24 protein-coding genes are annotated in these 21933 nt (G+C 58.5%); 17 read left to right on the forward strand and 7 right to left on the reverse strand.

Annotated elements, in window-relative coordinates; translation table 11 throughout:
* Nucleotides 1-126: 126 nt before the first annotated feature.
* A complete protein-coding gene (locus EKM85_RS05045; RefSeq protein WP_125585186.1) occupies nucleotides 127-924 on the reverse strand; it encodes a Cof-type HAD-IIB family hydrolase in 798 nt (265 codons plus the stop codon).
* 186 nt (nucleotides 925-1110) lie between these two features.
* Between EKM85_RS05045 and EKM85_RS05050 the strand changes: the two genes are divergently transcribed.
* The 9 genes from EKM85_RS05050 (at nucleotide 1111) to phnE (EKM85_RS05090) (ending at nucleotide 8843) form a co-directional block, all read left to right on the forward strand.
* The gene (locus tag EKM85_RS05050; protein WP_125585187.1) at nucleotides 1111-1863 is read left to right on the forward strand and encodes a lysophospholipid acyltransferase family protein; all 753 of its coding nucleotides are present in this window, start codon (nucleotides 1111-1113) and stop codon (nucleotides 1861-1863) included.
* Nucleotides 1860-2693 carry a glycosyltransferase gene (locus tag EKM85_RS05055; RefSeq protein WP_125585188.1) on the forward strand — a complete coding sequence of 278 codons (834 nt, stop codon included), beginning with the start codon at nucleotides 1860-1862 and terminating at the stop codon, nucleotides 2691-2693. The genes EKM85_RS05050 and EKM85_RS05055 overlap by 4 nt, the downstream gene beginning before the upstream one ends.
* A gap of 9 nt (nucleotides 2694-2702) precedes the next feature.
* On the forward strand, nucleotides 2703-3644 hold the full coding sequence (locus EKM85_RS05060) for a glycosyltransferase family 8 protein (protein WP_125585189.1): 942 nt from the start codon (nucleotides 2703-2705) through the stop codon (nucleotides 3642-3644).
* The gene (locus tag EKM85_RS05065; protein ID WP_125585190.1) at nucleotides 3641-4501 is read left to right on the forward strand and encodes a lysophospholipid acyltransferase family protein; all 861 of its coding nucleotides are present in this window, start codon (nucleotides 3641-3643) and stop codon (nucleotides 4499-4501) included. The genes EKM85_RS05060 and EKM85_RS05065 overlap by 4 nt, the downstream gene beginning before the upstream one ends.
* A 2-nt stretch (nucleotides 4502-4503) precedes the next feature.
* Nucleotides 4504-5133 (forward strand): TetR/AcrR family transcriptional regulator, encoded by a 630-nt coding sequence (locus EKM85_RS05070; protein WP_125585191.1) that lies wholly within the window; start codon nucleotides 4504-4506, stop codon nucleotides 5131-5133.
* Between the two features lie 337 nt (nucleotides 5134-5470).
* Nucleotides 5471-6415: a phosphate/phosphite/phosphonate ABC transporter substrate-binding protein gene (locus EKM85_RS05075; protein WP_125585192.1), complete on the forward strand. Its 945-nt coding sequence runs from the start codon at nucleotides 5471-5473 to the stop codon at nucleotides 6413-6415.
* A gap of 70 nt (nucleotides 6416-6485) precedes the next feature.
* The gene (gene phnC, locus EKM85_RS05080) at nucleotides 6486-7256 is read left to right on the forward strand and encodes a phosphonate ABC transporter ATP-binding protein (protein WP_125585193.1); all 771 of its coding nucleotides are present in this window, start codon (nucleotides 6486-6488) and stop codon (nucleotides 7254-7256) included.
* 1 nt (nucleotide 7257) lies between these two features.
* Nucleotides 7258-8043 carry a phosphonate ABC transporter, permease protein PhnE gene (gene phnE / locus EKM85_RS05085; RefSeq protein WP_125585194.1) on the forward strand — a complete coding sequence of 262 codons (786 nt, stop codon included), beginning with the start codon at nucleotides 7258-7260 and terminating at the stop codon, nucleotides 8041-8043.
* Complete coding sequence (phnE, locus tag EKM85_RS05090; protein WP_125585195.1) at nucleotides 8040-8843, forward strand: phosphonate ABC transporter, permease protein PhnE; 804 nt, start codon at nucleotides 8040-8042, stop codon at nucleotides 8841-8843. The genes phnE (EKM85_RS05085) and phnE (EKM85_RS05090) overlap by 4 nt, the downstream gene beginning before the upstream one ends.
* A gap of 92 nt (nucleotides 8844-8935) precedes the next feature.
* Here phnE (EKM85_RS05090) and recA read toward each other — a convergent pair whose 3' ends face one another.
* Complete coding sequence (gene recA, locus EKM85_RS05095; protein ID WP_125585196.1) at nucleotides 8936-10057, reverse strand: recombinase RecA; 1122 nt, start codon at nucleotides 10055-10057, stop codon at nucleotides 8936-8938.
* A 163-nt stretch (nucleotides 10058-10220) separates the two neighbouring features.
* Here recA and EKM85_RS05100 point away from each other — a divergent pair, with 163 nt between their 5' ends.
* Nucleotides 10221-11108, forward strand: a complete 888-nt coding sequence (locus tag EKM85_RS05100) for a magnesium transporter CorA family protein (RefSeq protein ID WP_125585197.1) — start codon at nucleotides 10221-10223, stop codon at nucleotides 11106-11108.
* 89 nt (nucleotides 11109-11197) lie between these two features.
* Here the strand turns inward: EKM85_RS05100 and EKM85_RS05105 are convergent, their stop codons facing one another.
* The gene (locus tag EKM85_RS05105) at nucleotides 11198-12136 is read right to left on the reverse strand and encodes a diacylglycerol/lipid kinase family protein (RefSeq protein ID WP_125585198.1); all 939 of its coding nucleotides are present in this window, start codon (nucleotides 12134-12136) and stop codon (nucleotides 11198-11200) included.
* 195 nt (nucleotides 12137-12331) lie between these two features.
* Here EKM85_RS05105 and EKM85_RS05110 point away from each other — a divergent pair, with 195 nt between their 5' ends.
* Entirely contained in the window at nucleotides 12332-12868 is a 537-nt protein-coding gene (locus EKM85_RS05110) for a TetR/AcrR family transcriptional regulator (protein WP_125585199.1), read from the forward strand.
* Nucleotides 12869-13238: 370 nt separating this feature from the next.
* Here EKM85_RS05110 and EKM85_RS05115 read toward each other — a convergent pair whose 3' ends face one another.
* The gene (locus tag EKM85_RS05115) at nucleotides 13239-14216 is read right to left on the reverse strand and encodes an aldo/keto reductase (RefSeq protein ID WP_125585200.1); all 978 of its coding nucleotides are present in this window, start codon (nucleotides 14214-14216) and stop codon (nucleotides 13239-13241) included.
* Nucleotides 14217-14404: 188 nt separating this feature from the next.
* Here EKM85_RS05115 and dhaS point away from each other — a divergent pair, with 188 nt between their 5' ends.
* From dhaS to asnA, 3 genes are all read left to right on the forward strand, one after another.
* Complete coding sequence (gene dhaS, locus EKM85_RS05120; RefSeq protein WP_164510668.1) at nucleotides 14405-15001, forward strand: dihydroxyacetone kinase transcriptional activator DhaS; 597 nt, start codon at nucleotides 14405-14407, stop codon at nucleotides 14999-15001.
* A 36-nt stretch (nucleotides 15002-15037) separates the two neighbouring features.
* Nucleotides 15038-15682 carry an SDR family oxidoreductase gene (locus EKM85_RS05125; RefSeq protein WP_125585202.1) on the forward strand — a complete coding sequence of 215 codons (645 nt, stop codon included), beginning with the start codon at nucleotides 15038-15040 and terminating at the stop codon, nucleotides 15680-15682.
* 492 nt (nucleotides 15683-16174) lie between these two features.
* Nucleotides 16175-17182 carry an aspartate--ammonia ligase gene (gene asnA / locus EKM85_RS05130; RefSeq protein WP_125585203.1) on the forward strand — a complete coding sequence of 336 codons (1008 nt, stop codon included), beginning with the start codon at nucleotides 16175-16177 and terminating at the stop codon, nucleotides 17180-17182.
* 185 nt (nucleotides 17183-17367) lie between these two features.
* Here asnA and EKM85_RS05135 read toward each other — a convergent pair whose 3' ends face one another.
* Together EKM85_RS05135 and EKM85_RS05140 are read right to left on the reverse strand one after the other, a co-directional pair.
* Complete coding sequence (locus tag EKM85_RS05135; protein WP_125585204.1) at nucleotides 17368-17679, reverse strand: hypothetical protein; 312 nt, start codon at nucleotides 17677-17679, stop codon at nucleotides 17368-17370.
* Nucleotides 17680-17692: 13 nt separating this feature from the next.
* Nucleotides 17693-18475 (reverse strand): tyrosine-protein phosphatase, encoded by a 783-nt coding sequence (locus EKM85_RS05140; protein WP_125585205.1) that lies wholly within the window; start codon nucleotides 18473-18475, stop codon nucleotides 17693-17695.
* 156 nt (nucleotides 18476-18631) lie between these two features.
* On the opposite strand from EKM85_RS05140, the gene EKM85_RS05145 reads away from it, so the two are divergent.
* Nucleotides 18632-19975: an MFS transporter gene (locus EKM85_RS05145; protein WP_225418937.1), complete on the forward strand. Its 1344-nt coding sequence runs from the start codon at nucleotides 18632-18634 to the stop codon at nucleotides 19973-19975.
* A gap of 11 nt (nucleotides 19976-19986) precedes the next feature.
* On the opposite strand, the gene EKM85_RS05150 is transcribed toward EKM85_RS05145, so the two are convergent.
* Nucleotides 19987-20454, reverse strand: a complete 468-nt coding sequence (locus EKM85_RS05150; protein WP_125585207.1) for a phage tail protein — start codon at nucleotides 20452-20454, stop codon at nucleotides 19987-19989.
* Between the two features lie 122 nt (nucleotides 20455-20576).
* On the opposite strand from EKM85_RS05150, the gene EKM85_RS05155 reads away from it, so the two are divergent.
* Together EKM85_RS05155 and EKM85_RS05160 are read left to right on the forward strand one after the other, a co-directional pair.
* Complete coding sequence (locus EKM85_RS05155; protein ID WP_125585208.1) at nucleotides 20577-20996, forward strand: MarR family winged helix-turn-helix transcriptional regulator; 420 nt, start codon at nucleotides 20577-20579, stop codon at nucleotides 20994-20996.
* A complete protein-coding gene (locus tag EKM85_RS05160; protein WP_125585209.1) occupies nucleotides 20993-21871 on the forward strand; it encodes an NmrA family NAD(P)-binding protein in 879 nt (292 codons plus the stop codon). The genes EKM85_RS05155 and EKM85_RS05160 overlap by 4 nt, the downstream gene beginning before the upstream one ends.
* Nucleotides 21872-21933: the final 62 nt, after the last annotated feature.

The following is a 21933-nucleotide window of genomic DNA, read 5'->3' on the forward strand; positions in this document are numbered from 1 at the left end:
TGAAGCTTGTTGGTGCCAGCGATGATATCGAAAATTGAAAGTTGGAGTTGACACGGGTCACTTCATAACAGGCTACCCATTCCCCTAAGTACGCGGCCCCTGCGCACCCTCCCCTGCGCACCTTTCCTATAAGTACTTCAGCATGCCATACCCGACGCCGTCTTCCACGTTGCTCTTGGTGATGAACTTGGCCACCGCCTTGATCTGCGGGGCCGCATTTGCCATCACGATCGGGGTCCCGACCATGGTCAACATTGGCAGATCGTTTTGCCCATCCCCAAACGCGGCAACCTCCGCGCGCGTCAGGCGCTCCTGGTCCAGGACGTGCTGAATCCCGCTCGCCTTATCCGCCTCACTGCTGGTGATCTCCAGCCAGGCGGCGTTAGACGTGTTCGCCGTGATCCCCGGGAAGTGGTGCGTTTGGAAAAATTCGCGGATTTGCGCCATCACGTCAGCATCAAAGTCGATCAGCATGATTTTCATGATCTGGCGCGGCTGCTTGAACACCTCCTGGTACGGGGCAAACGTCGGCATCAGCCGGGACACCGCCACCTCGCCTTTCAGGTTGTCATCCATGCGCTCCGCGTACCAGTCCGCGCCGTCGTAATAGCTGACGGATGTGCTGGGAAACTGCTGCAAAATTGCGCCGACAATGGTCCGCGCCGAGTCTGTCGGCATCGGCAGGGCAGACAGCACCTTGATGCCAGCACTTTGCGGTTCAAAAATCATCCCGCCGTTGTACGCGATCTGCGGCCCGCGCAAGTCCAGCGCGGCGATTGCCTCGGCCATTTCCTTCGGCGAGCGCGCCGAAACCAGCGTCAATGGTAACCCGCTTTGCTTGATCTTAGCCGCATTACTCGCCCGCACCCGGCCGGTCTCGTCCAGAAGCGTACCGTCCATATCGGTGAATACCCATGCTGTCATTGTCTCTCCCCTTTTCAGTCACTCTTGCTTATTTTAAGCCCTTCCCCCCGGCGGCGTGAAGCCTCGTTTGCAATCCCCGTCCAACGCGCCCTTTACCCATGCTTTTGAGCGGGTGATGGCTTGACTCACCACCTATTTTCTTTATACTTAGCAGAATAAAGTGAGTGCTCACTTAAAGGAGGTGGGATGGTGAAACCCCGCGTTCAAGAATACACCGACTTTGACACTGACCTGGTGACCAACCGGCGCCAACACACCCCGCTGCCAGCCACCTACCAGTGGGCGCACAGCGGTCCGTGGTACCGCCTGAAAAGTGCCGCGGTCTACCACACCATGAAACAAGTGGGCCGGCTCTATTGGTATGGCCGCCTGCACGTGCGGTTCGTCGGCCGTGAGAAACTGGCACCGTTTCGCCATCAGGCCTACTTTTTGTACGGCAACCACACGCAACCGTTTGGGGATCCGTTCATGCCGATGCTGCTGGCCGGCCCGCAGCGCGCTTCAACGCTCGGAGCGGCCGCGAACCTCGGCGTCCCAGTGTTTGGCCCCCTGCTTCAACTCGGCGGTGGCGTGATCCTACCGGAAACCGCCGCGCAAACGAGGCGCTTTTTAGCCTACCTGAAGACACTGGTCGCCCGCGGCCACCCAGTCGCGGTGTACCCAGAGGCCCACGTCTGGCCTTATGCCACTCAGATCCGCCCGTTTGCGCTTGGCGCCTTCCATTACCCAGTGGCCTTCAGCTGCCCCGTCTTTGCTTTCACCACCACCTATCAGCGCGGCCGCACGACCGTGTACGTCGACGGGCCGTTCCAACCGGATCGCACCCGCCCTGCCGCCGAGCAGCGGGCCGCGCTTGCAACGCAGGTGCACGAGGCGATGGCCCAGCGCGCTAAGGCCAGCACCGAGCACCACGTCATCTACCGGAGGCGACCCTCATGAACATTCTCTACTGCGGCGACGCGCGGATGCAAGACGGGGTCCTCTTATCAGTCCTGTCATTGACCCGGCAGACCCGCCAGCCCCTTCACGTCTACCTGCTGACGGCCGCTTTGACCGTCGATCACATCACCTACGCCGCGCTGCCGCAAGCGGCCGTCGCCGAGCTGCGGGCGGTGGTTTTGGCCCACAATTCCCAAGGCTCGGTCACGGTATTTGACGTGACCGACTTGGTCAACCAGGCGCCGCCCACCGCCAATTGGCACACCCGCTTCACCCCCTACTGCATGCTGCGCCTGTACGCCGATCTGCTCTCCGCCCTGCCAGAGCGGGTGTTATACCTTGACGCCGACGTCCTTGCCGTCAGCGATCCCCGCCCATTCTACGAACAGTCCTTGGCCGGAACGGAACTGGTCGGCGTCCTTGACCATTACGGCCAGTGGTACTTTCACCACGGCCCCCACCTGCGCGACTACCTGAATTCCGGCGTTCTCCTGCTTAATTTGCCGGAGATCCGGCGCACTGGCCTCTTTGCGCGCTGTCGCAAGCGCGTCGCGGAAAAGCGCATGTTCATGCCAGACCAAAGTGCCCTGAACAAGCTCGCCCGCGAAAAAAAGCTGGCGCCGCGGCGCTTCAATGACCAGCACGGACCCCATGCCGATACCGTGTTTCTCCACTTCTCAACGCGGCTGCGCTTTTGGCCCTGGTTTCACGCCGTGACCATCAAGCCATGGCAGCCCGCTGCGGCCCAGACGCTCCTCGGCCCTGCCGCTCCCCAAACTCACGCGGTGTACGAAGCCTACCAAACGCTTCGCGCCGCAAGAAAAGGATGATCCTACTCAATGACCTATTCAATTTTTTACGCGGTTGACGATCACTACGTCGACCCTTTGACCGTCTCCCTGCATTCGCTGGTCGCAAACGCCGATCCGCACAGCCACTACCAAGTGACCATCTTGACGGAGCACCTCACCCCGGCTCACCAAGCCCAGCTGACCAGCCAGGCCACCGCCAACGTGACGGTGGCCTTCGAGTCCATTGCTAAGCGCCTGAAAGCTCAAATCACCGACAAGAACAACAAGCTGCGCGCAGACTATTTCACCTTCACGATCTACTTCCGGCTGTTCATTGCGGAGCTCTTCCCTGACCTTGAGCGGGCCGTTTACCTAGACGCAGACACCGTCGTTCTCACCGACATCGCCAACCTATTTGCCGAAGACTTGGCCGGCGATCTGCTCGGCGCAGTGCGCGACCCCTTCATGGCAGCCAATCCCGAAACCACATCGTACACGACGGCCGCCGTGGGGGTGGACGTGCAGCGTTACTGCAACTCCGGCGTTCTCTTGATGGACCTTGCCGCCATGCGGCAGGCCAAGTTTGCACAGCATTTCCTCACGCTGCTCAACCAGTACCACTTCCACAGCTTGGCGCCTGATCAGGACTACATCAACGCGATCGCGCGGGACCGCTTGAGGCACCTTGACGAGTCGTGGAACGTCCAGGGCGACCGGCCGGTCAGCGCGCCCAAGATCATTCATTACAATCTTTTTGATAAGCCGTGGCACTATTCTCAGGTGCCAAACGGCGACTATTTCTGGCATTATGCCGCCGCATTACCGGCGCTGGCAGCTAGCCTGCACGCGACTCAAGCCGACTTCACGGCCAAGGAGCGCCGCGCGGACGAGACCCACAAGACCGAGCTGATGCGGCTGGCGGCCACGACTGGTGCTGAACCGGTCACGTTTGCCAGCGTCGCAGCCCAAGGGGGGCACGTGCAACTATGACCGCAACTGAACAATCCGATCCCCACACGCCGGTGATCCGCAACATTGAACAGGCGGTCCACGATGGCCGCTTCAACGATAAGGTCGAAGTGAATGATCCCACTTTGCCGCCCGCCGCAGAAAAAGGCGTCATTGACAATTACCTTGTGCGCCAGCACACCTGGCGCCATCACGTGAACAACGTTATCGTGCGCACGGGGATGAACCTGGGCGCACGCTGGATCGGCCACGGGATTCAAGTGACGGGCCAAGAACACCTTCAGGCCGTCCAGGGGGCTGCCATCGTCACCTCTAATCACTTCAGCCCGGTGGAAAATCTGATCGTGCGCAAAGCGCTGGGGCTGCCGCGGCTGTACATCGTCAGTCAGACCACCAATTTGGCGATGCCAGGCACACTCGGCTACGTGTTTAACAACGCTGACATTTTGCCGATCACGGCGGACATCGACTACCTCGCCCACGAGTTCCCGCACTTGCTTGAAAGCGTGTTAAAGCGCCGCCGCAAAGTGTTGATCTATCCTGAACAGGAAATGTGGTACAACTATCGTAAGCCCCGGCCCCCAAAGCGCGGCGCATACTACTACGCCGCCCGGTTCAACGTGCCGGTCATTTCCTGCTTTGTGGCGATCCACACCCTGGATAAGCAGGTCAGCCCGGCCTTCAACAAGGTCGGCTACAGCATGCAGATCCTCCCTCCGCTTTTCCCCGATCCGGCAAAATCGGTGCGAGAAAACTCACTAACCATGATGCAGCAGGATTACCTGCAGAAATGCGCCGCTTACGAGCGGGCGTACCAGCGCAAGCTCACGTATCAATTTGCCCCTGAGGACATCGCCGGCTGGCGCGGAAAGGAATAACCATGGCCGATCTCAGTTTGTTTGACTCCACCAACGCCTTAGGTAATCTGACCGCCAAGCAGCGCAAGATCCTCGAAAGCGCGATCGACGTGTTCGCCGAAAAAGGCTACGCCAACGCAAGTACCAACGAAATTGCCAAGCGGGCCGGGGTGGCAGAAGGCAATCTCTTCGCCCGCTTTGGCTCGAAACGGGGGCTGCTCAAGGCCATTATCCAGCCTGTGGCCAAGCGCGTCTTTCCCTTCGCGGTATCGGACCTGATCGATCGCGAGCTCGCGATCCCTTACGAAACGCGAGAAGCGTTTTGTGCCGGGCTGATCACCCGCCGGCTGGTCCTGCTGCGGGATAACTCCGCCCTGATCAAAGTCTTTATTACCGAACTGCTAACGCAGGAGGAGGTCCGGCAGCTGGTGCTGACGCAGATGACCACAGAGTACTGGGCGGCGCTTGACGAGGCACTCGATCGCCTGCGCGACCAAGGCCAGCTGATCGCCTGGGACAACCACACCGTGATCAAGTACCTCTGGTCGCTTGTTGGTGGCGTCGCCGCGTCGTTTCTGTACTTTAATCAGCCACTCGACGACACGGTGATCAAGCAAACGATCACGGCGGCCGACAAGGTCCTTGCGCCATAACCACTTCCCGGAAGACGCCCAACCGCCTTCCGGGTTTTTATTACCCTCAACCAGCACCTGCTAGTCTCATTGCATACAAATTTATTGTTCGTATATAATCACTATCAAGAATACAGAACGGTTTCTGAAAATCATCTGAAATTTTCAGGACAAAGCCGAACTTTTTGGTGATAATGTGAGGAGTCTGCATTGAATTTGAGAACTTTCTCGCCTATACTACACATTGGCTGGTAGGAACCGACTCATTGCTTGGTCGGCATCGGCACCTCAGATTGACCAGTAATGTTCGGGTTTCACCGGTAGGACAACCGACACTCACACTATGGGGGAGATATTGATGAAGCTCTGGAAGAAAATGGCAGCAGTCACTCTGACTGCCGTGGCAACCTTGGCGCTGGTCGCTTGCGGCAGCAGCAAAACCAGCACCAGCAGTTCCAGCAAGGATGGCTACACACCAAAGTCCTTGAACATCCAGTTCGTACCATCAAGCAACGCTGACACCATTGAGGCGAAAGCGAAGCCACTTGAGAGCCTGCTGAAAAAGCAGCTCGGGATCCCGGTCAAGGTTACGGTTTCGACCGACTATAACTCGATCGTTGAAGCCATGAAGTCCAAGCAGGTCGACGTGGGCTTCCTGCCACCTGACGGCTACGTCCAAGCGCACAAGCAAGGCGCTGCGGACGTTCTGCTGCAGGCTCAGCGTTACGGCATCAAGCAGCCAGGCGGCAAGAATACCGACAAACTGGTCGACTCTTACCGCTCTGAGATCTTGGTCAAGAAAGGCAGCAGCATCAAGTCTTACAAGGATCTGAAGGGCAAGAAGATCGCGGTCCAGGACGTCACCAGTTCCGCCGGCTACATCTGGCCCGTCGCAGAACTTTCCCAGAAGGGCATCGACATTCCTAAAGACGATACGCTCGTGACCGTCAAAGGCCACGACCAAGGCGTCATGTCCGTCCTGAACGGCGACACCGATGCGGCCTTCGTCTTCGAAGACGCCCGCAACGTGGTCAAGAAAGACGTGCCGAACATCATGACGGAAGTGCTGCCGGTCTACTTCACCAAGCCGATCCCGAACGATACGATCTCTGTTCGCACCGATATGAGCAAAGCCTTCCGCAACAAGCTCAGCAAGGCGTTCATCACCATTGCTAAGAGCAAGAAAGGCCACGAGATCATTTCCAGCATTTACACCCATGAGGGTTACGTCAAGGCGAAGGATTCTAACTTTGACATTGTTCGGAAATACGATAAGATTGCTAATGGTGAAACCAACAAGTAATGGATCGCACGCAGAAGCGCTAGCCCTCTAGCGCTTTTGCTGTACGTAGCGGGAATTGTGGAGGAAAGTTATGGCAGAAACTGTTAAACCGGTCATTGAGTTTGACCATGTGTCCAAGATCTACCCCAATGGGGTCGTGGGCCTCAAGGATATTAACCTGACCATTCAACCAGGCGAATTCGTGGTGGTCGTTGGGCTCTCAGGCGCGGGTAAAAGCACGCTGATGCGGGCCATCAACCGGCTGCACGACATCAGCGAAGGCGACGTGCGCATCGATGGCACCTCGATCACCAAGGCCAAGGGCAAGCAATTGCTGCACATTCGGCGGCAGATCGGCATGATCTTTCAGAACTTCAACCTGGTCAACCGGGCAACCGTCCTGAAAAACGTGCTGACCGGCCGGGTGGGCTACTACCCGACCTGGAAGATGATCTTTGGACTCTTTTCTGCCGAAGATAAGCAGCGTGCGTACGAGGCGCTGGGCACGGTGGATCTGCAAGACAAGGTTTACACCCGTGCTGACCAACTGTCCGGGGGCCAGCAGCAGCGCGTCTCGATTGCCCGCGCTCTGACCCAGACGCCGCAGATCATCTTGGCCGACGAACCGATCGCCAGCTTGGATCCGCAGACCACCAAGCGGGTCATGGATGATTTGCGCCGGATCAACCAGGAAATGGGGATCACGGTCGTCGCCAACCTGCATTCGGTTGAGCTTGCGCAGGAATATGCAACCCGCATTATCGGCATCCGCGCCGGCGAGAAGGTCTTTGACGGCCCTGTGGCCGAAGCGACCGACGAAGCCATCGCCGAGATTTACAGCGGCGAAGAACAGGAGGTCTGAGATGACGGCGCCAAGTTCTCTGCCTAAACGTAAACTGCAGTGGCGCAAATGGGCCCTTTCGGCGTTCATGGTCGTTGGCCTGATTTGGTCAGCCTGGATCACCCAAGCGCACATGGGCATGTTCTTCCAAAACATTGGCCAATTCACGGTGATTTTTCAGGAGATGGCCCATGTTGACTGGAGTTACACGTACTACACCGTTGACCCGATGATCCAGACGCTCAAGATGTCGATCATCGGCACCCTGATCGGTTCGGCCCTGGCCTTTCCCTACGCGCTGCTGGTGTCGCGCAACATCGTCACCAACAAGGTGGTCGTCGGGATCTTCCGGTTCATTTTAAACATCGTGCGGACGATCCCCGACTTGATGCTGGCCGCCTTGTTCGTGGCAGTGGTCGGCATCGGTCCCATCGCCGGGATCTTCGCTTTGGCCATCTTCACCTTCGGGATGGTCGGCAAACTGTTCTACGAAGCCATCGAAACCATTGACCCCGGCCCGCTTGAGGCGCTGCGGGCGGCAGGCGCTGGGCGCATCGAGATCATTCGCTTCGCCGTCGTGCCCCAAATCGCGAACTACTTCATCAGCTACGTGCTTTACGCCTTCGAGATCAACGTCCGGGCCTCCACGGTACTCGGGTACATGGGTGCCGGCGGGATCGGGATCTACCTGCAGCAGGCACTTTCAATGTTCCGTTACGACCGGGTGGGCCTTATTGTCTTGGTCATCTTCGCCGTCGTGCTGGTGATCGACTACATCTCGGGTAAAGCAAGGGAGGCGCTGCTATGACCAACTCAACCATGCTGCCGAAAGCACCGCTGACCCACCGCTACCGCAACCTATTTTTCACCGCGGCGGTCCTGGTGATCATCGGCTGGTCGTTCACGGGCATGCCGAGTTTTGACATCAAGCAAAACGCCTGGCTCGTCACCAAGTCTATCGTCAACGGGCTGGTCCACCCAGACTTTAGCTACGTCTGGACCGGTGACGGCGAAGACCTGACCTCTACCCTGCTGCAGACCTTGGGGATCGCCTTTTTAGGGACCTTCATCTCGGCCATCATTTCGCTACCGTTTGCCTTTTGGGCCGCAAATACGAAAAACAAGTTCTGGCTGACCACCCGCTCCGGCAAATTCCTGCTGACGGCGATTCGGACGTTCCCAGAAATTGTGCTGGCCCTGATGTTCATCAAGGCCGTCGGGCCCGGCTCCTTTGCCGGGGTCCTCGCCGTCGGGTTCCACTCCGTCGGCATGCTCGCCAAGCTATTTTCCGAAGCCATTGAAAACATGGATGGCGGGGCTGGCGAAGCGGTCACTGCCGCGGGCGGCAGTCGCCTGGAGGTCACGCTGATCGCCAGCTTGCCGCAACTGATGCCAGAATTCGTGTCCAACACCCTGTACCGCTTTGAACTGGCGATCCGGTCGGCGTCCATCCTCGGGATGGTCGGCGCCGGTGGGGTCGGCACCCCGCTGATCTTTGCCATTCAGACGCGGTCCTGGAGCCGGGTGGGGATCATCCTGTACGGGATCATCATCCTGGTCACCCTGACCGATTTCATTTCTGGTTCCTTGCGCAAGCGCCTGATCTAGGCCACTTATCGGGCCTGGCAGTCAACGCAAGCCTAGCCAGCATCCGGAGTAAAAAAATAGCGTTGCGCACCCGCGCAACGCTATTTTTTTACTCATTTGTCGCTACTGTCAATGTCCAGCGTCGTGGGGTCAGCTGTTTTGGTCGCGGCCCCTGCTTCGTCCTTGTCTTTGTCCTTATCCTTTGCGTCATCATCCCCGAAGAGGGTCTCCTGAAGCTGCTTGCGCAAGGTCTCGGTGATGTCGGGGTGAGCGATCAGGTACTGCGTCGCGTTGTCCGCCCCTTGGCCGATCCGCTCGCCGTTATAGGAGTACCATGAGCCGGCCTTCTCAACGATGTCGTGGTCCACGCCCAAGTTCAGCATGTCGGCCTCAGGGGAGATCCCGTGGCCGTAGCTCATGGTCGTTTCCACTGTCTTGAACGGCGGTGCGACCTTGTTCTTCGTGACCTTGATCTTCACGATGTTCCCCACCACGTCGGTCCCGTTTTTGACCTGCTGGGCCCGGCGCACCTCAAGGCGGATCGTGGCGTAGAACTTCAGTGCGCGCCCGCCTGGCGTAGTTTCAGGATTACCGAACATCACGCCGATCTTCTCGCGCAGCTGGTTGATGAAGATCACGATCGTTTGCGTCTTGAAAATCGTTGACGTGAGCTTCCGCAGCGCCTGCGACATCATCCGCGCCTGAAGCCCCACGTGTGAATCGCCGATCTCGCCTTCGATTTCGGCCTGCGGCACCAGGGCCGCCACCGAGTCGATGACCACGATGTTGACGGCCCCGGACTGGACCAAGGCATCGGCGATCTCAAGGCCCTGCTCACCGGTGTCTGGTTGCGAAAGCAAAAGGTCATCGATGTTGACGCCCAGTGCTTCGGCATACTTCGGGTCCATCGCGTTTTCCGCGTCAATGTACGCCGCGGTCCCGCCGTTCTTCTGCACGCTGGCCACCGCCTGCAGCGCAATGGTCGTCTTCCCTGAACTTTCAGGTCCGTAGATCTCGACCACGCGGCCCTTCGGAAAGCCACCGACGCCCAGTGCCAGATCCAGGGATAAGATCCCGGTCGAAATGACCGAGATGTTGGTCAGCGACTTGTCGCCCATCTTCATGACCGCGCCGTCGCCGAACTGTTTCTTGATCTTCTTCAGCGCCGCATCGAGCGCCTGTTCGCGGGCCCCGCCATCTAGTGACGTTTGCCCATTCGCAGTTTTTTTAACCATAGTGTCCGTCCTCTCTTTTTCGTAGCTTCAGTATACACCAAAACATACGTTCGGTGCCAACCCTCACCACTAATTAATTCCGCAAATGAACCACTTTATTCCTCACTGACGGCGCCTGGCGAAAGCAGTATGATAGAACCAATCGGAACTAGGGAGGTAAAGCATGCAGCAGCGCTGGACTTGGCACCATATTAATTTAGACGACCCCGCAGCGGTCAGAGCGGCCACTGCGCGCTACCAGCTTTCCACCGAGCAGACCGGTTACGCAGTCGACCGGCACGAGCGCGCCCACGTCGAGTACGACGGACTGGCAGAAAGCTTCCTACTGGTCTTTAACATCCCCGACGCCGATCAGGATGCCGCCCAGGCCGAGACCCACCAGATGACATTCGTGATCAAAAATGATGACCTGCTCACCTTTGGCCACCCCGACGCCGCCGGCTTGGTGCAACAGCTGACGCGCCGCTTTGATGCCCCGCAGACGTTGAGCGCCTACCAGTTTCTGCTGGAAAGCCTCTACCTGATCACCCAGCGCTTCATGCCCCTGATGGAGAAGGCCGATAACGAGCGGCACCACATTGCGCAGGTGCTGCGGGAAAAAACCACCCGCAAACGGCTGCTTGAACTGTCTGACCTGGAGACCAATGCGTTATATCTCGGCAACGCGACCCGCCAGAATCAAAGCGTGCTCGAGCAGCTCAAGGGGCTGTCGGTCTACCACGGCTTTTCGGTCCAAGAAAAGGAGCGCCTGGAGGACGTACTGATCGAAGCGCGGCAGCTGGTGGACATGACCAGCCTGGGCAGCCAGAACCTCGCCCAGCTCGAGGGGACGTACAATAACATCCTCAACAACAACCTGAATGACACCATGAAGTTTCTGACGATCTGGTCCATCGTCCTCACCGCCCCGACCATTGTCTCCGGCTTCTTCGGGCAAAACGTGCCGTTGCCGTTCATGCACACCCCCGGCGGCTGGGGCATCACCATTTTGCTGTCCGTTGCGCTCGCGGGACTGTTTGCCGTCTGGATGAATCACTACGTCAATAAATAAGGTACGTCAGCCAAAAGCCGGCCCCTCGCCATTGTTTCGTGCGGGGAGCCGGCTTTTAAAGTGGCGGGGCGCTCGGCCAGGCAGTGCCCCTAATGCGTGGGGCGCGGCAGCAGCATGCTTTGGTCCGTCTGACTGAGCGTGCCGTGGACTGGTGCGTTGTACTCCTCGCCATCAAGCTGAACGTGCTCATGGGCCGCGGTTTCAAACCGAAAGCGTTGACCAGTGAGGTGAGCCAGCTTAGGGTGCACCGATTGGCCGCTGAGGATCTTCGCCAGGACCTGAATCAGGATGCGCCATTTCTCCTTGCGGACCAGCACAAAGCTCAGCTGATGCCAGTCCTGCGCAGCATCGGGGAACAGGCGCAGACCGCCGCCCAGGAAGGGGTGGTTCGTGAAAACGCAAAGAAACGCATTATCGATGACCGCCTCATGCTGCACTGTGATCGCGGCCCGAAAGGCGTGCTGGGTCGCCACCGCCCGCAGAATATTGGCCGTGTAGGAAAGCTGGCCGAGGTGCATGGCATTGAGCATGGCCTTAGCCCGTGAATGGTTGGTGTCGTAGACAATGCGCGCGTCGACCCCGATCCCGAAGTTATTGATGAAGTACAGGGTCCCAAACTCCTCGGTTTCGGCCTTGCCGATTCGCGCCAGGCGCGGCCGAGCGTCCCTTAAGGCCGCAATTGCCGCAAACGGCTCAAGCGGGATCCCGTGGGCGCGCGCAAAGTCATTGCCCGTGCCGTTTGGGACATAGCCAACCGGAATGTCAGGGCGGCCCAGGTCCTGCAGGCCGTTGATCACATCGTGCAGCGTCCCGTCGCCGCCGATCACCACGATCTGCGGCTGCGGTGCGCTGGGCCCAACTACCGCCACGATGCGTTCGATCGCCTTCCGGGCATCCCCCGCCTCATGCGTGTAGGTGGTGGTGGCAAACGTGTACTGCTCGCCCAGCGCCGCGATCAGGCGCGGGATCATTTTTTTCGTCCGGGCATTGCCGGCATACTCGTTGACGATCAGTTCAATTGCTTTCACGGTTTACCCCCACCAGTGGCTGTCATCGCTGACATGAATTAGGTCTATTGTACCAAAAAGTGGCGAGTAAGCGGACCAATTGAGCCCGATTCTCCCCTCACTTTGTTGCGATAAAAAGGCTGCTGGCGCATCAGCCCGGTTGGCGTTACAATTGTCACGGCTAGGGGAATCAATGACACGAAGCGAGGTTAAACCATGACCAATCCGATCAATCAGACAATGGAACAACAAAGTTGCGAGCGTTTACGCCACGCCATGGCGGAACTGATCCGCACCGAGCCGTTTGCCGAGATCTCGATCACTGCCCTCACCAGGCGCGCTGGTCTTTCACGCATGGCCTTCTACCGGCACTACGCCAGCAAAGAGGCGGTGCTCATCGCCTACATGGCCGAACGGCTTGAACCCCTTTACGACTTCATGGGCCGCCTGCCGCACAAAGGCCCGCTGTTTCTCAGCCAGGCGTACTTCGAATATATTGACGCTCACAGCGACTTTCTCGCCGACCTGATCCACGCTCAGGCCGAGCTGATCCCCGCGGCGTGCTTTCGGGAGTATGTCGTCCGCTTCTACGCGGAACACGTCGAACAGGTCCCCTTCACTCCGCATTTCAAACGGTACTTCAACAGTTACGTTGGCGCAGGCTTGTACCAGATGACGCTGGACTGGATCCGCGACGGCAAAAAGGCCCCCGTGACGCTGATCGCCCAGATCGCCGCCAAGCAGGCCGTCTGATTGATACCCCGCTTTTACCCCTTATATATAAACAATGGGGTGGGCCAAGAGCGCCCATAATTGCCTTGTTTTCCCCTTTTTAGCAGCTTATACGCGTTTTTCGCGGCAGTACCAATGGGAATCAATACCAACCATCATGACGCCGCTGGGGCGCTGCACCGACCTAATATAAGTTTTTTTATCGCTGCATGCATGCCCTCGGGCCCCTCATCACCAGCCTGTGCGGCGACGCTGAGTCAAGCCGGCTTCGCCCTACTCAACCCGTCAAACCACGCAAAAAGCCCCCACCCGGCGACGCCAAAACTGGATCGTCACGCAGGGGCCAAGGGAAAATCAGCCAATCCCGCCTGATCACGCCAGGCGACAAGGGTTACCAGAGATAGTCCACAGGCTTTTTGATGTACTCGTCATACACGTCCTTGACGATCGCCATCTGGGCGGCCGTGAACGCAGGCAGTGCGGACGCGCGCGTGTTGCGCGCGATCTGCGTCGGGTTGCTGGCCCCAGGGATCACCGCGGATACGGCGTCGGCCATGAGGATGTACCGCAGCGCCATGCCGGCCAGATCCTCGGTCCCCAGCCGGCGTTTGAGCTCAGCGGCGGCTTTGACCCCCGTCAGGTAATCAACCCCGGAGAACGTCTCCCCCTTGTCGAAAAGCTCACCGTGGCGGTTGTTAGCGCGCTGATCAGTCGGCGCAAACTGCGTCTCTGCCGTATATTTGCCGGACAGCAGACCAGAGGCGAGCGGGACCCTAGCTAAGATCCCAACGTTGGCCTGCTTCGCCGCTTCAAAGAAGTGCTGGGCCGGCCGCAACCGAAACATGTTGTAAATGATTTCAACCGCGCTGATGTCGTACTGCAGCGCCTTCAGCCCTTCCTCGACCCGCTCCACCGAGACCCCGTAGTTGCGGATCTTGCCGGCCTTTTTGAGCTGGTCCAAGTGCCAAAACATCTCAGGGTCGTAGTAGGTCATCATCGGCGGGCAATGCAACAGGACCATGTCCAACGCGTCAAGCTTCATGTTCTTCAGCGACTCGTCCACGTAGCGGTCCAAGTGCGCGTTGTCGAAGTGGTCAACGCTCAGCGGCGACTCCTTGCGGCCCATCTTCGTGGTGAAATGCACGTCCGGATGACTGCGCACAAAATTACCCACGGTGCGTTCCGAATTGCCGCCCTGGTACCCATCCGCAGTGTCAAAGAAGTTGACACCTTGGGCGTAGGCCTCTGCCAGCGTGTCGTCGGCGTCCTTTTGATTGAACGGCGCGCCCCACTTACCGCCCAGCTGCCAAGTCCCGAGTGACACTTCGCTGATCTTAAAACCAGTCTTACCTAAAGTACGGTATTTCATGAATTAATACCTCCGTTTTCACTGTTCAGTATAACGAATATTATGAGTCAAGGAAACGCAGATCACCAGTCTGTGGCCGCTGCGCTGATCTTGCGCGAACCTGCCAGCGATCATGATCGCGGTTTTTGGCCGCGGCAAGCCGCAAGCTTCTCCTCGGGTGTTATCCTGAAACATGAGGAGGGATCCAGTTGTCAACAACCAAAACCGAAATCGCACAAGCGGCGAAACGGCTAGTCAGCACCGTGCCGTTTAAAACCATCACCGTCACCACCATCATGGCCGCCGCCCACCTGCGCCGGCAGACCTTCTACGACTACTTCCGGGACAAATACGAGGTCCTGGGCGACATCTATCGCACCGAAATCGACGCCCGCGTGTGGTACTGCGGCGATTACTTGCGCTGGCCGGAAACCCTCCACCGCATGCTCGCATACTTCACGGAGAACCGGTCGTTCTACCAAAAAGCGCTGGCCATCGACGATCAAAACGCCCCCAGTGACTACATCCACGGCCACCTGCAAGCGATGATCGACCAGATCCTGACTGACCTTGAAGCACACGAAAAGATCCTGGTCTCTGCCGCCTACCACCGCTACCTGACGCAAATGCTGGCGACCAATGCCTTTGCGACGATCCAACTGCTGCTCGCCGAACCGGAAGCAGACGCCGCCCAGATCGAAGACCACCTGCACCTGTTCCTGGCCGACGCCCTGGCTGGCCTGCTGGACCGCTTTCGCGTAACGGACAATCAGCCCAAAGTGTCCGGTTTGCTTACTAAACCATAGTGCTAAACTGGTCTTGTATCATTAAGGAGTGAGCACATGAGTAACGTATTAATACTTGGGGCGAACGGGCAAATTGCCCGCCTCGCCGAACAGCAACTGCTGGCAGAAACGAAGCATCACCTGACGCTGTTTCTGCGTAACGCCAAGCGCCTGCCAATCGCAGATGCCACCCGCGAGACGGTGATCGAGGGCGACGCCACCGATCCTGCCGCATTGAGCAAGGCCATGGTGGGCATCGATATCGTTTACGCCAACCTGGGCGGCGGCAAGACCATCGAGACGCAGGCCAAGGCGGTCGTTCAGGCCATGGATCTGGCCAAAGTGCAACGGCTGATTTGGATCTCCACGCTGGGCATTTACAATGAGGTCCCTGGGGCCTTTGGCAAATGGAATCACGAACAGCTGGACGGCGGCTACCTGGAGCCTTACACAGCCGCAGCGCGCGTGATCGAGCATTCCAATCTGGACTACACGATCATTCGGCCCGCTTGGCTATCCAACAACGACACGGTCGATTATGAGCTGACCCACCGCGACGACCTGTTTAAAGGCACAGAAGTTTCGCGCAAGAGTGTCGCCGATCTGGTCACCAAGTTGATCAACGACCCCAAGCAGGCCGTCAAAGATTCACTGGGCGTCAACCAGCCGCACACTGACGGGGCGAAGCCGTCATTCTATTGATGGCCTTTAGCAGTCAGCACGCTGCAAAGCGGTCGGCCAAGCGCCGGCCGTTTTCCGTCGCCTAATTTGCTGGCGCGCAACTGGCCCTGGCACCAAGAACATGAAAGTTTTTGGCGTTAGCCCCTTTTCAAACCGCAGCGCGCGTGCTAAAGTGGACCCAATCAATAATCGAAGACCTGCAAGACCAGTAACCAACGGCGCTCTGACAGTGAGGCGGGACCAGTGAAAACCCGCTCAGACCAAGCCCTTGGCGAATAACCCTTGCTCATGTCTCTGCCCCAAATGGCCCAAGCCAAAGTAGGCGCAGACGCGACCGGTGCGTTATTATCCGGAGCCGCATGTTAGTGCGGATTGAGGTGGCCTATTTCGGATAGGCAACTAGGGTGGTACCGCGAAAAGTCTTTCGTCCCTTGCGTTGGGGACGAAGGGCTTTTTTTGCGTCTGGCCTGGCGCCGGGGCAAGTCATTGAATAGAAACTCGGAGATGAAAACGATGCATTTAATTATTCCGGAACACTACGATCCAAAACTGTCCGTTAAAGAGACAGAAGCCGCGATTCGCTACATTCGTGAAACCTTCCAAGACGAGTTTGGCAAGCAACTCGGTCTGCAGCGTATGAGTGCGCCGATGATGGTCGAACGGTCCACTGGGCTCAACGACAACCTGAACGGCGTTGAACAGCCGGTGTCCTTCACCATGAAGGACCTGCCGGGCGAGCAGCTCGAAATTGTGCATTCCCTGGCTAAGTGGAAGCGGATGGCGCTTTACCGCTACGGCTTTGGCATGCACGAAGGCTTGTACACCAACATGAACGCGATCCGCAAAGACGAGGACCTCGACAACTTCCATTCGATCTACGTTGACCAGTGGGACTGGGAGAAGATCATCGCCAAGGAAGAGCGCACCGAGGCCACACTAAAAGACACCGTACGGCAGATCTTCAAGGTGATCAAGCACATGGAAGATGAGGTCTGGTACAAGTATCCCCAGGCCGTCCACCATCTGCCCAAGGATATCCACTTCCACACCACCCAGGAGCTGGAAGACCGCTGGCCGGACCTCACCCCCAAGCAGCGCGAAGACGCCATTTGTAAGGAAGACGGCGCGGTGTTTTTGATGCAGATCGGCGGGCTGTTGAAGTCCGGCAAGCGCCACGACGGCCGTGCCCCCGACTACGACGACTGGAAGCTGAACGGCGACATCCTCTTTTGGTACGAACCGCTTAACTGTGCGATGGAGATCTCCTCGATGGGCATTCGCGTCGACAAGCAGGCCATGCGCGAGCAGCTCAAGGCCGCCGGCGCCGAAGCGCGCGCCGCTTTGCCGTTCCACCAGCTTCTGCTTGCGGGCAAGCTGCCATACACGATCGGCGGCGGCATCGGCCAAAGCCGGCTGTGCATGCTGCTGCTGGGCAAGGCCCATGTGGGTGAAGTGCAGGCCGCTGTTTGGCCGCAAGCCATGCTCGATCAGTGCGAAGCGGCAAACATTCACATTCTCTAGCCAACAGCTAGGCCACGGCATCAAGTGGTTCTAGCGTAAAGTACAAGTGCCTCTGCAACGCGATCCTAAACCGGATCGCGCTGCAGAGGCACTTTTGGCCTTGGGCGGCGTTTGATGGAAAGCGGAGAAGGTATTTGGCCTACTCACCGAGCGTCAGCGGGCGCACCAGTCGCCCACCAGTGCGCTTATTCATCCTGGTCGGCACCGGGCTTGACCACGGCTTCAGGGTGCGCCGCTTTAAACTCTTGCCACTGCGCCCGCGGGACACTCACAAAGGTGTTGGCCGTCACGTCCAGCAGCTCGGCGGTGGGCAGTTTGCGGGTGTACACCTGAAACCAGATCAGTGCCACCGGCACGATCACCAGGAGCCACCACCAGGCGGTGAACGCGACCACCGCCAAAACGATCAAGGCCACTGACACTGAGAGTTTAAACGCGCGCTCAGTTTTTTCGCCCGCCTGCTGCGAGTAGCGGTGCGACGCGTCTAGTTTTGCCATCCCGATGCCTCCTTTAGGCCAAGTATAACTGGCGCAGCGTTGTCAGCTGATGATCCGTCAGCCGCAGCGCCTCCTGCAGGTACCGCTGCATGTCGCCGTACGTCTCGTTAATGGCGGCCAGTGCAGTATCCAGGTACTCGGGGTAAACCGTCCAAATGTCGGTTAACCCCTGCAGCATGTTCTGGTTGCCGCCTTCCTTTTTGGCCTGGGTCAGCACCTCATCAAGCGCCGGCTGAATGAACTGATTGGTCGCGAGGTAGTCTTTCCGGATGGTGGCCTGATCGACCCCCAGGGCGGCCAGCACGTAGACCGCCGCCATGCCAGTGCGGTCCTTGCCGGCCGAGCAGTGAAACAGCAGGGTGTGGTCGGCTTCACCGAGGGCCAGGTCGAAGAACTCGCGGTAGGCCTTTTGCGCCGAATCGCTCAACGCCAAGTCTCGATAGGTCCGCAGCATGTTGTGATACCCCGCTTTTGCATCCTTTGAGAACAGCCGCTGTTCCTCCGCCCACGTCTTTGAGACCTGGGTCTTGTCTTCGCTGAACACCGGATCGGCCACGTACTGGGCTGACGCTGGCAGGCGGTCCGGCTTTTCCTGACGCTCATCCTGAGTGCGAAAATCCACGTCGACGCGCACCCCATATTCGTGAAGAAAGGCCACGTCGCGATCGGACAGGCGATCCAGCCCCCCGGAGCGAACCAGCCGGTGCGGCCGCACCCGGCGCCCATCGGCCGTCTGGTAGCCGCCAAGGTCCCGAAAGTTGTACCCGTGATGAATATTTAATAAGGTCGGTTCCATGTTTTCACTCATTTCGTTAAGGATTGTCCTTTCATTTTAGCGCAAACCGCTTCCAAAGTCGCCAGGTATCGGTGCTGAAAATAGTCTATAATGATCATATCCATTTTTCTGAAAGAAGCGATTGTCTTGTCAACTCCTCGCCCGCACGAAAACCCGATGCTGGTCGTCTCGATCGTCGCGCTCATGTCTTTTCTGGGCGTACTGACTGAAACGGCCATGAATACGACCTTTCCGACCTTGATGAAAAACTTTGGGGTCTCCTTGGCCACGGTCCAATGGGTGACGTCCGGGTACCTGCTCACGGCCGCCTTGGTGATGCTCACGTCCGCTTACATGAAACGCCGCTTCACGAATCGCCAGCTTTTCACAGCGGCCGGCCTCTTATTTATGCTCGGTGATGTGCTCTGCGCGACTGCCGGCGTCTTTGCTCAACTGCTCGCCGGGCGCATTATTCAAGCCGGCTGCGTGGGGCTGTGCACCCCGCTCATGGTCAACATTATCTTAGAAGTGGTGCCCCGCAAGAAGTTGGGCCTGTACATTGGCTTGGCCAACGTGATCGTGCTGATCGCCCCGGCCCTAGGCCCGACGTTCGGCGGGGCGGTGACCGCCTTTGCCAGCTGGCGCGTCATTTTCTGGTCAACGCTGCCCGTCGCTGGTCTGCTCATGCTTGGCGCCGGCCACATTCATCAGTACTCAAGGCCGCACCGCCTGGCTTTCGACTGGCTTCGCTTCGGCCTTTTGGGCACGGCCCTGGTCGCACTCAACCTTGGCCTCACCGCCATCGGCGCGCGGCAGTGGGGCGAGGCCGCTGCCATGCTGCTAGGTGCAAGCGTCAGTTTTCTCTGGTTCTTACGCCGGTCGCGCACCAGCCGCCGCTACCTGTTCGCCTTGACGGTGTTCAAGCAGCCCGCCTTCGTGTTCAGTTTTCTGCCCTACCTGGGCCTTCAGTTTGCCAACGTTGGGCTCAACTTTCTGCTCCCCAATTACGTGCAAGACGTGTTCGGCGCAACGGCCCTGATCGGCGGGTTGATCCTGCTCCCAGGCTCTGTGTTCAACGGCCTCGGCCAACCGGTGTACGGCTGGATGCTCGACCGGTTCGGCGGTGGGCTGCCTTTACTGCTCGGCGCAGGCCTATTCACCCTCGGGGACATCATCATGGCGGGACTGGGGCCGCGCCTGGGGGTCTTAGGCATCACGCTGGCTTACCTGCTCTTCGCCATTGGCCGCTCCATGGCCTTCAGCAACTCTGTGGCCTACGGGCTTAAAGCCCTGCCCAAGGACTTGCAAACCGACGCCAACGCGCTTTACAACATGGGGCAGCAGGCCATCGGGGGGATCGGCACGACGGTCCTCTCGCTCCTCATGACCGCCGTGCACCACCCCGGCTGGAGCCAGGCCCAAAACGCGGCCGCCGGCAGTCGCCTGGCCTTTCTGCTCGTTGGCGGCTTAGGAATTGCCATCTTTGCCCTCTACTGCCGCCTGCTGAAGCCGCAGCCCTAGACCAGCTTCGGTCAGAACTGGTACTCACCCTTGATCACAAAGTACGACCCCCGGATGGTCCCGGCCAGCTTTGATTTTTGGCGGGCAAACTTGAACTTGGCTGCCAGCTCCTGCGGCACGGCCATGCCGTCGGCCAACTTGATGCCGACTGCCCGCTTGCCCCCGGCTACCAGCGTGTACATCACGTTGATCACCAGCCCGTTTTGGTAGAAGACGTAAATCATCGCGATGCCGTCAACAGTGAACGTCGAGGTCTCGAGTACCGGGTAAGGTAAAACGAAGTCCTTCTCCTTCAGGATCTGCGCCACTAACGCGATACTGGCGCGGCTTTTTGCGGCCGGGACCGTGGTAAAGACGTGCTTGTACTTATTGGCAAAATAGCGCGCCTCGTTCGCCCGCAGTCCGGCCAAAGCGGCCGGGTCTGCGGCTTTTTCTAGGCCTTGAGGGGAAACCGTCTGATAGTCGACTTGATATGCCATAATGAGCCTCCTTAGTGATTGGCGTCAGTATACCGCAACCGCCAGGGCTTGACACCTCCGAAATAATCAGTACACTTACAGATGATTGTCAGTGCACTGATTATTTTTTCAGGAGGCGCAAAATGAACACCGCTTATCTGTTGTTAGAGGCCGCAAAACGGCTCAAACATCAGCTTAACCTCGCGTTAAGCCAGCACAACACCACCGCCCAGCAGTGGGCCATTTTAGAAGCCCTCACCCGCCTTGAGGGCACCGAAGAACCCGTCACTGCCGCCCGCCTGGCCGCTGCGATCGACAGCGATCGGCAGACGACCGCGGCCGTCGTGCTGCGCTTGGCCAAGAAGGGATGGCTTGAACGCACGCGCTTAAAGGCGGACAAGCGCGCGGTGGCGCTCACGCTGTCCCCGACTGGCCGCAAGCAGGTGACCGCCCTTCAGCAGGTCGCCAGCGCCACCCTGACCGCCTTTTTGGCCACCCTGCCGCCGGCTCAGCAGCAGCAGTTAGCACAAGCACTCACCAAACTAGTGGAGGCAAATTCATGACCAATTCAATTCTGATTATTGGCGGCACCGGCAACATCGGCTTCCCCTTAGTGCAGCTGCTTGCCCAAGACGAAACGGTCGAGCTCGTCGCCGGCGCCTATGATCTCGCCAAGGATCGCCAAAAGTACGGGGCGCTGCCGATCACGCTGCGCCCGTTTAATTTTCTCGATCCGGCGACCTTCGACGCTGCGCTCGCCGGCATTGATCGCGTCTTTTTCATCCGGCCCCCTCAGCTGGCCAAGCCCAAGGAAGACATGCTGCCCTTCTTGACGCGGGTCAAGGCCCACCAGATCAAGCAGACCGTCTTCGTTTCCCTAATCGGCGTGGAGAAAAATCCGGTCACCCCGCACCATAAAATTGAGCAGATGATCGAAGGCCTCGCCCTGCCGCACACGTTTATCAGGCCGAGCTTCTTCATGCAGAACCTGACCACCACTCACCGCGCCGACATCTGCCAACGCAGCGACCTCTTCATCCCGGCCGGCCACGCCAAAACCAGCTTCATTGACACTGCGGACATCGCAGCGGTCGCGGCCAAGGTCCTGACCACCCCGGTCCAGACCGCGCAAAAGCTTAACATTACGGGGCCAGAAGCGGTGACCTACGATGAGGTCGCCCGCACGATGACCACCCTTCTCGGCCGGCCCATCACTTACTCCAAGCCAAGCCTTTGGAAATTTCGGCGCACCATGCTCGCCCGGGGCATGAAGAAGGAATTCGTCAACGTCATGGTCATGCTGTATCTCATCACGCAGATGGGTAACGCCAAGCAAGTCACCGCCGACCTGCCGGATTACCTGGGCCGGCCAGCCCATTCAGTGGCCGACTTTATTGCCGCTAACCGAGACCTCCTTGCTGCTCGCTCACAGGCATAATCGACTGGTGACCGTGCTTCCGCTCTCGAAATAGGCTAAACTATGGCGGTAAAGGAGTGATT

The organism is Lacticaseibacillus jixianensis, from assembly GCF_003946485.1.
In the GTDB taxonomy this organism is placed as follows: Bacteria; Bacillota; Bacilli; order Lactobacillales; family Lactobacillaceae; genus Lacticaseibacillus; species Lacticaseibacillus jixianensis.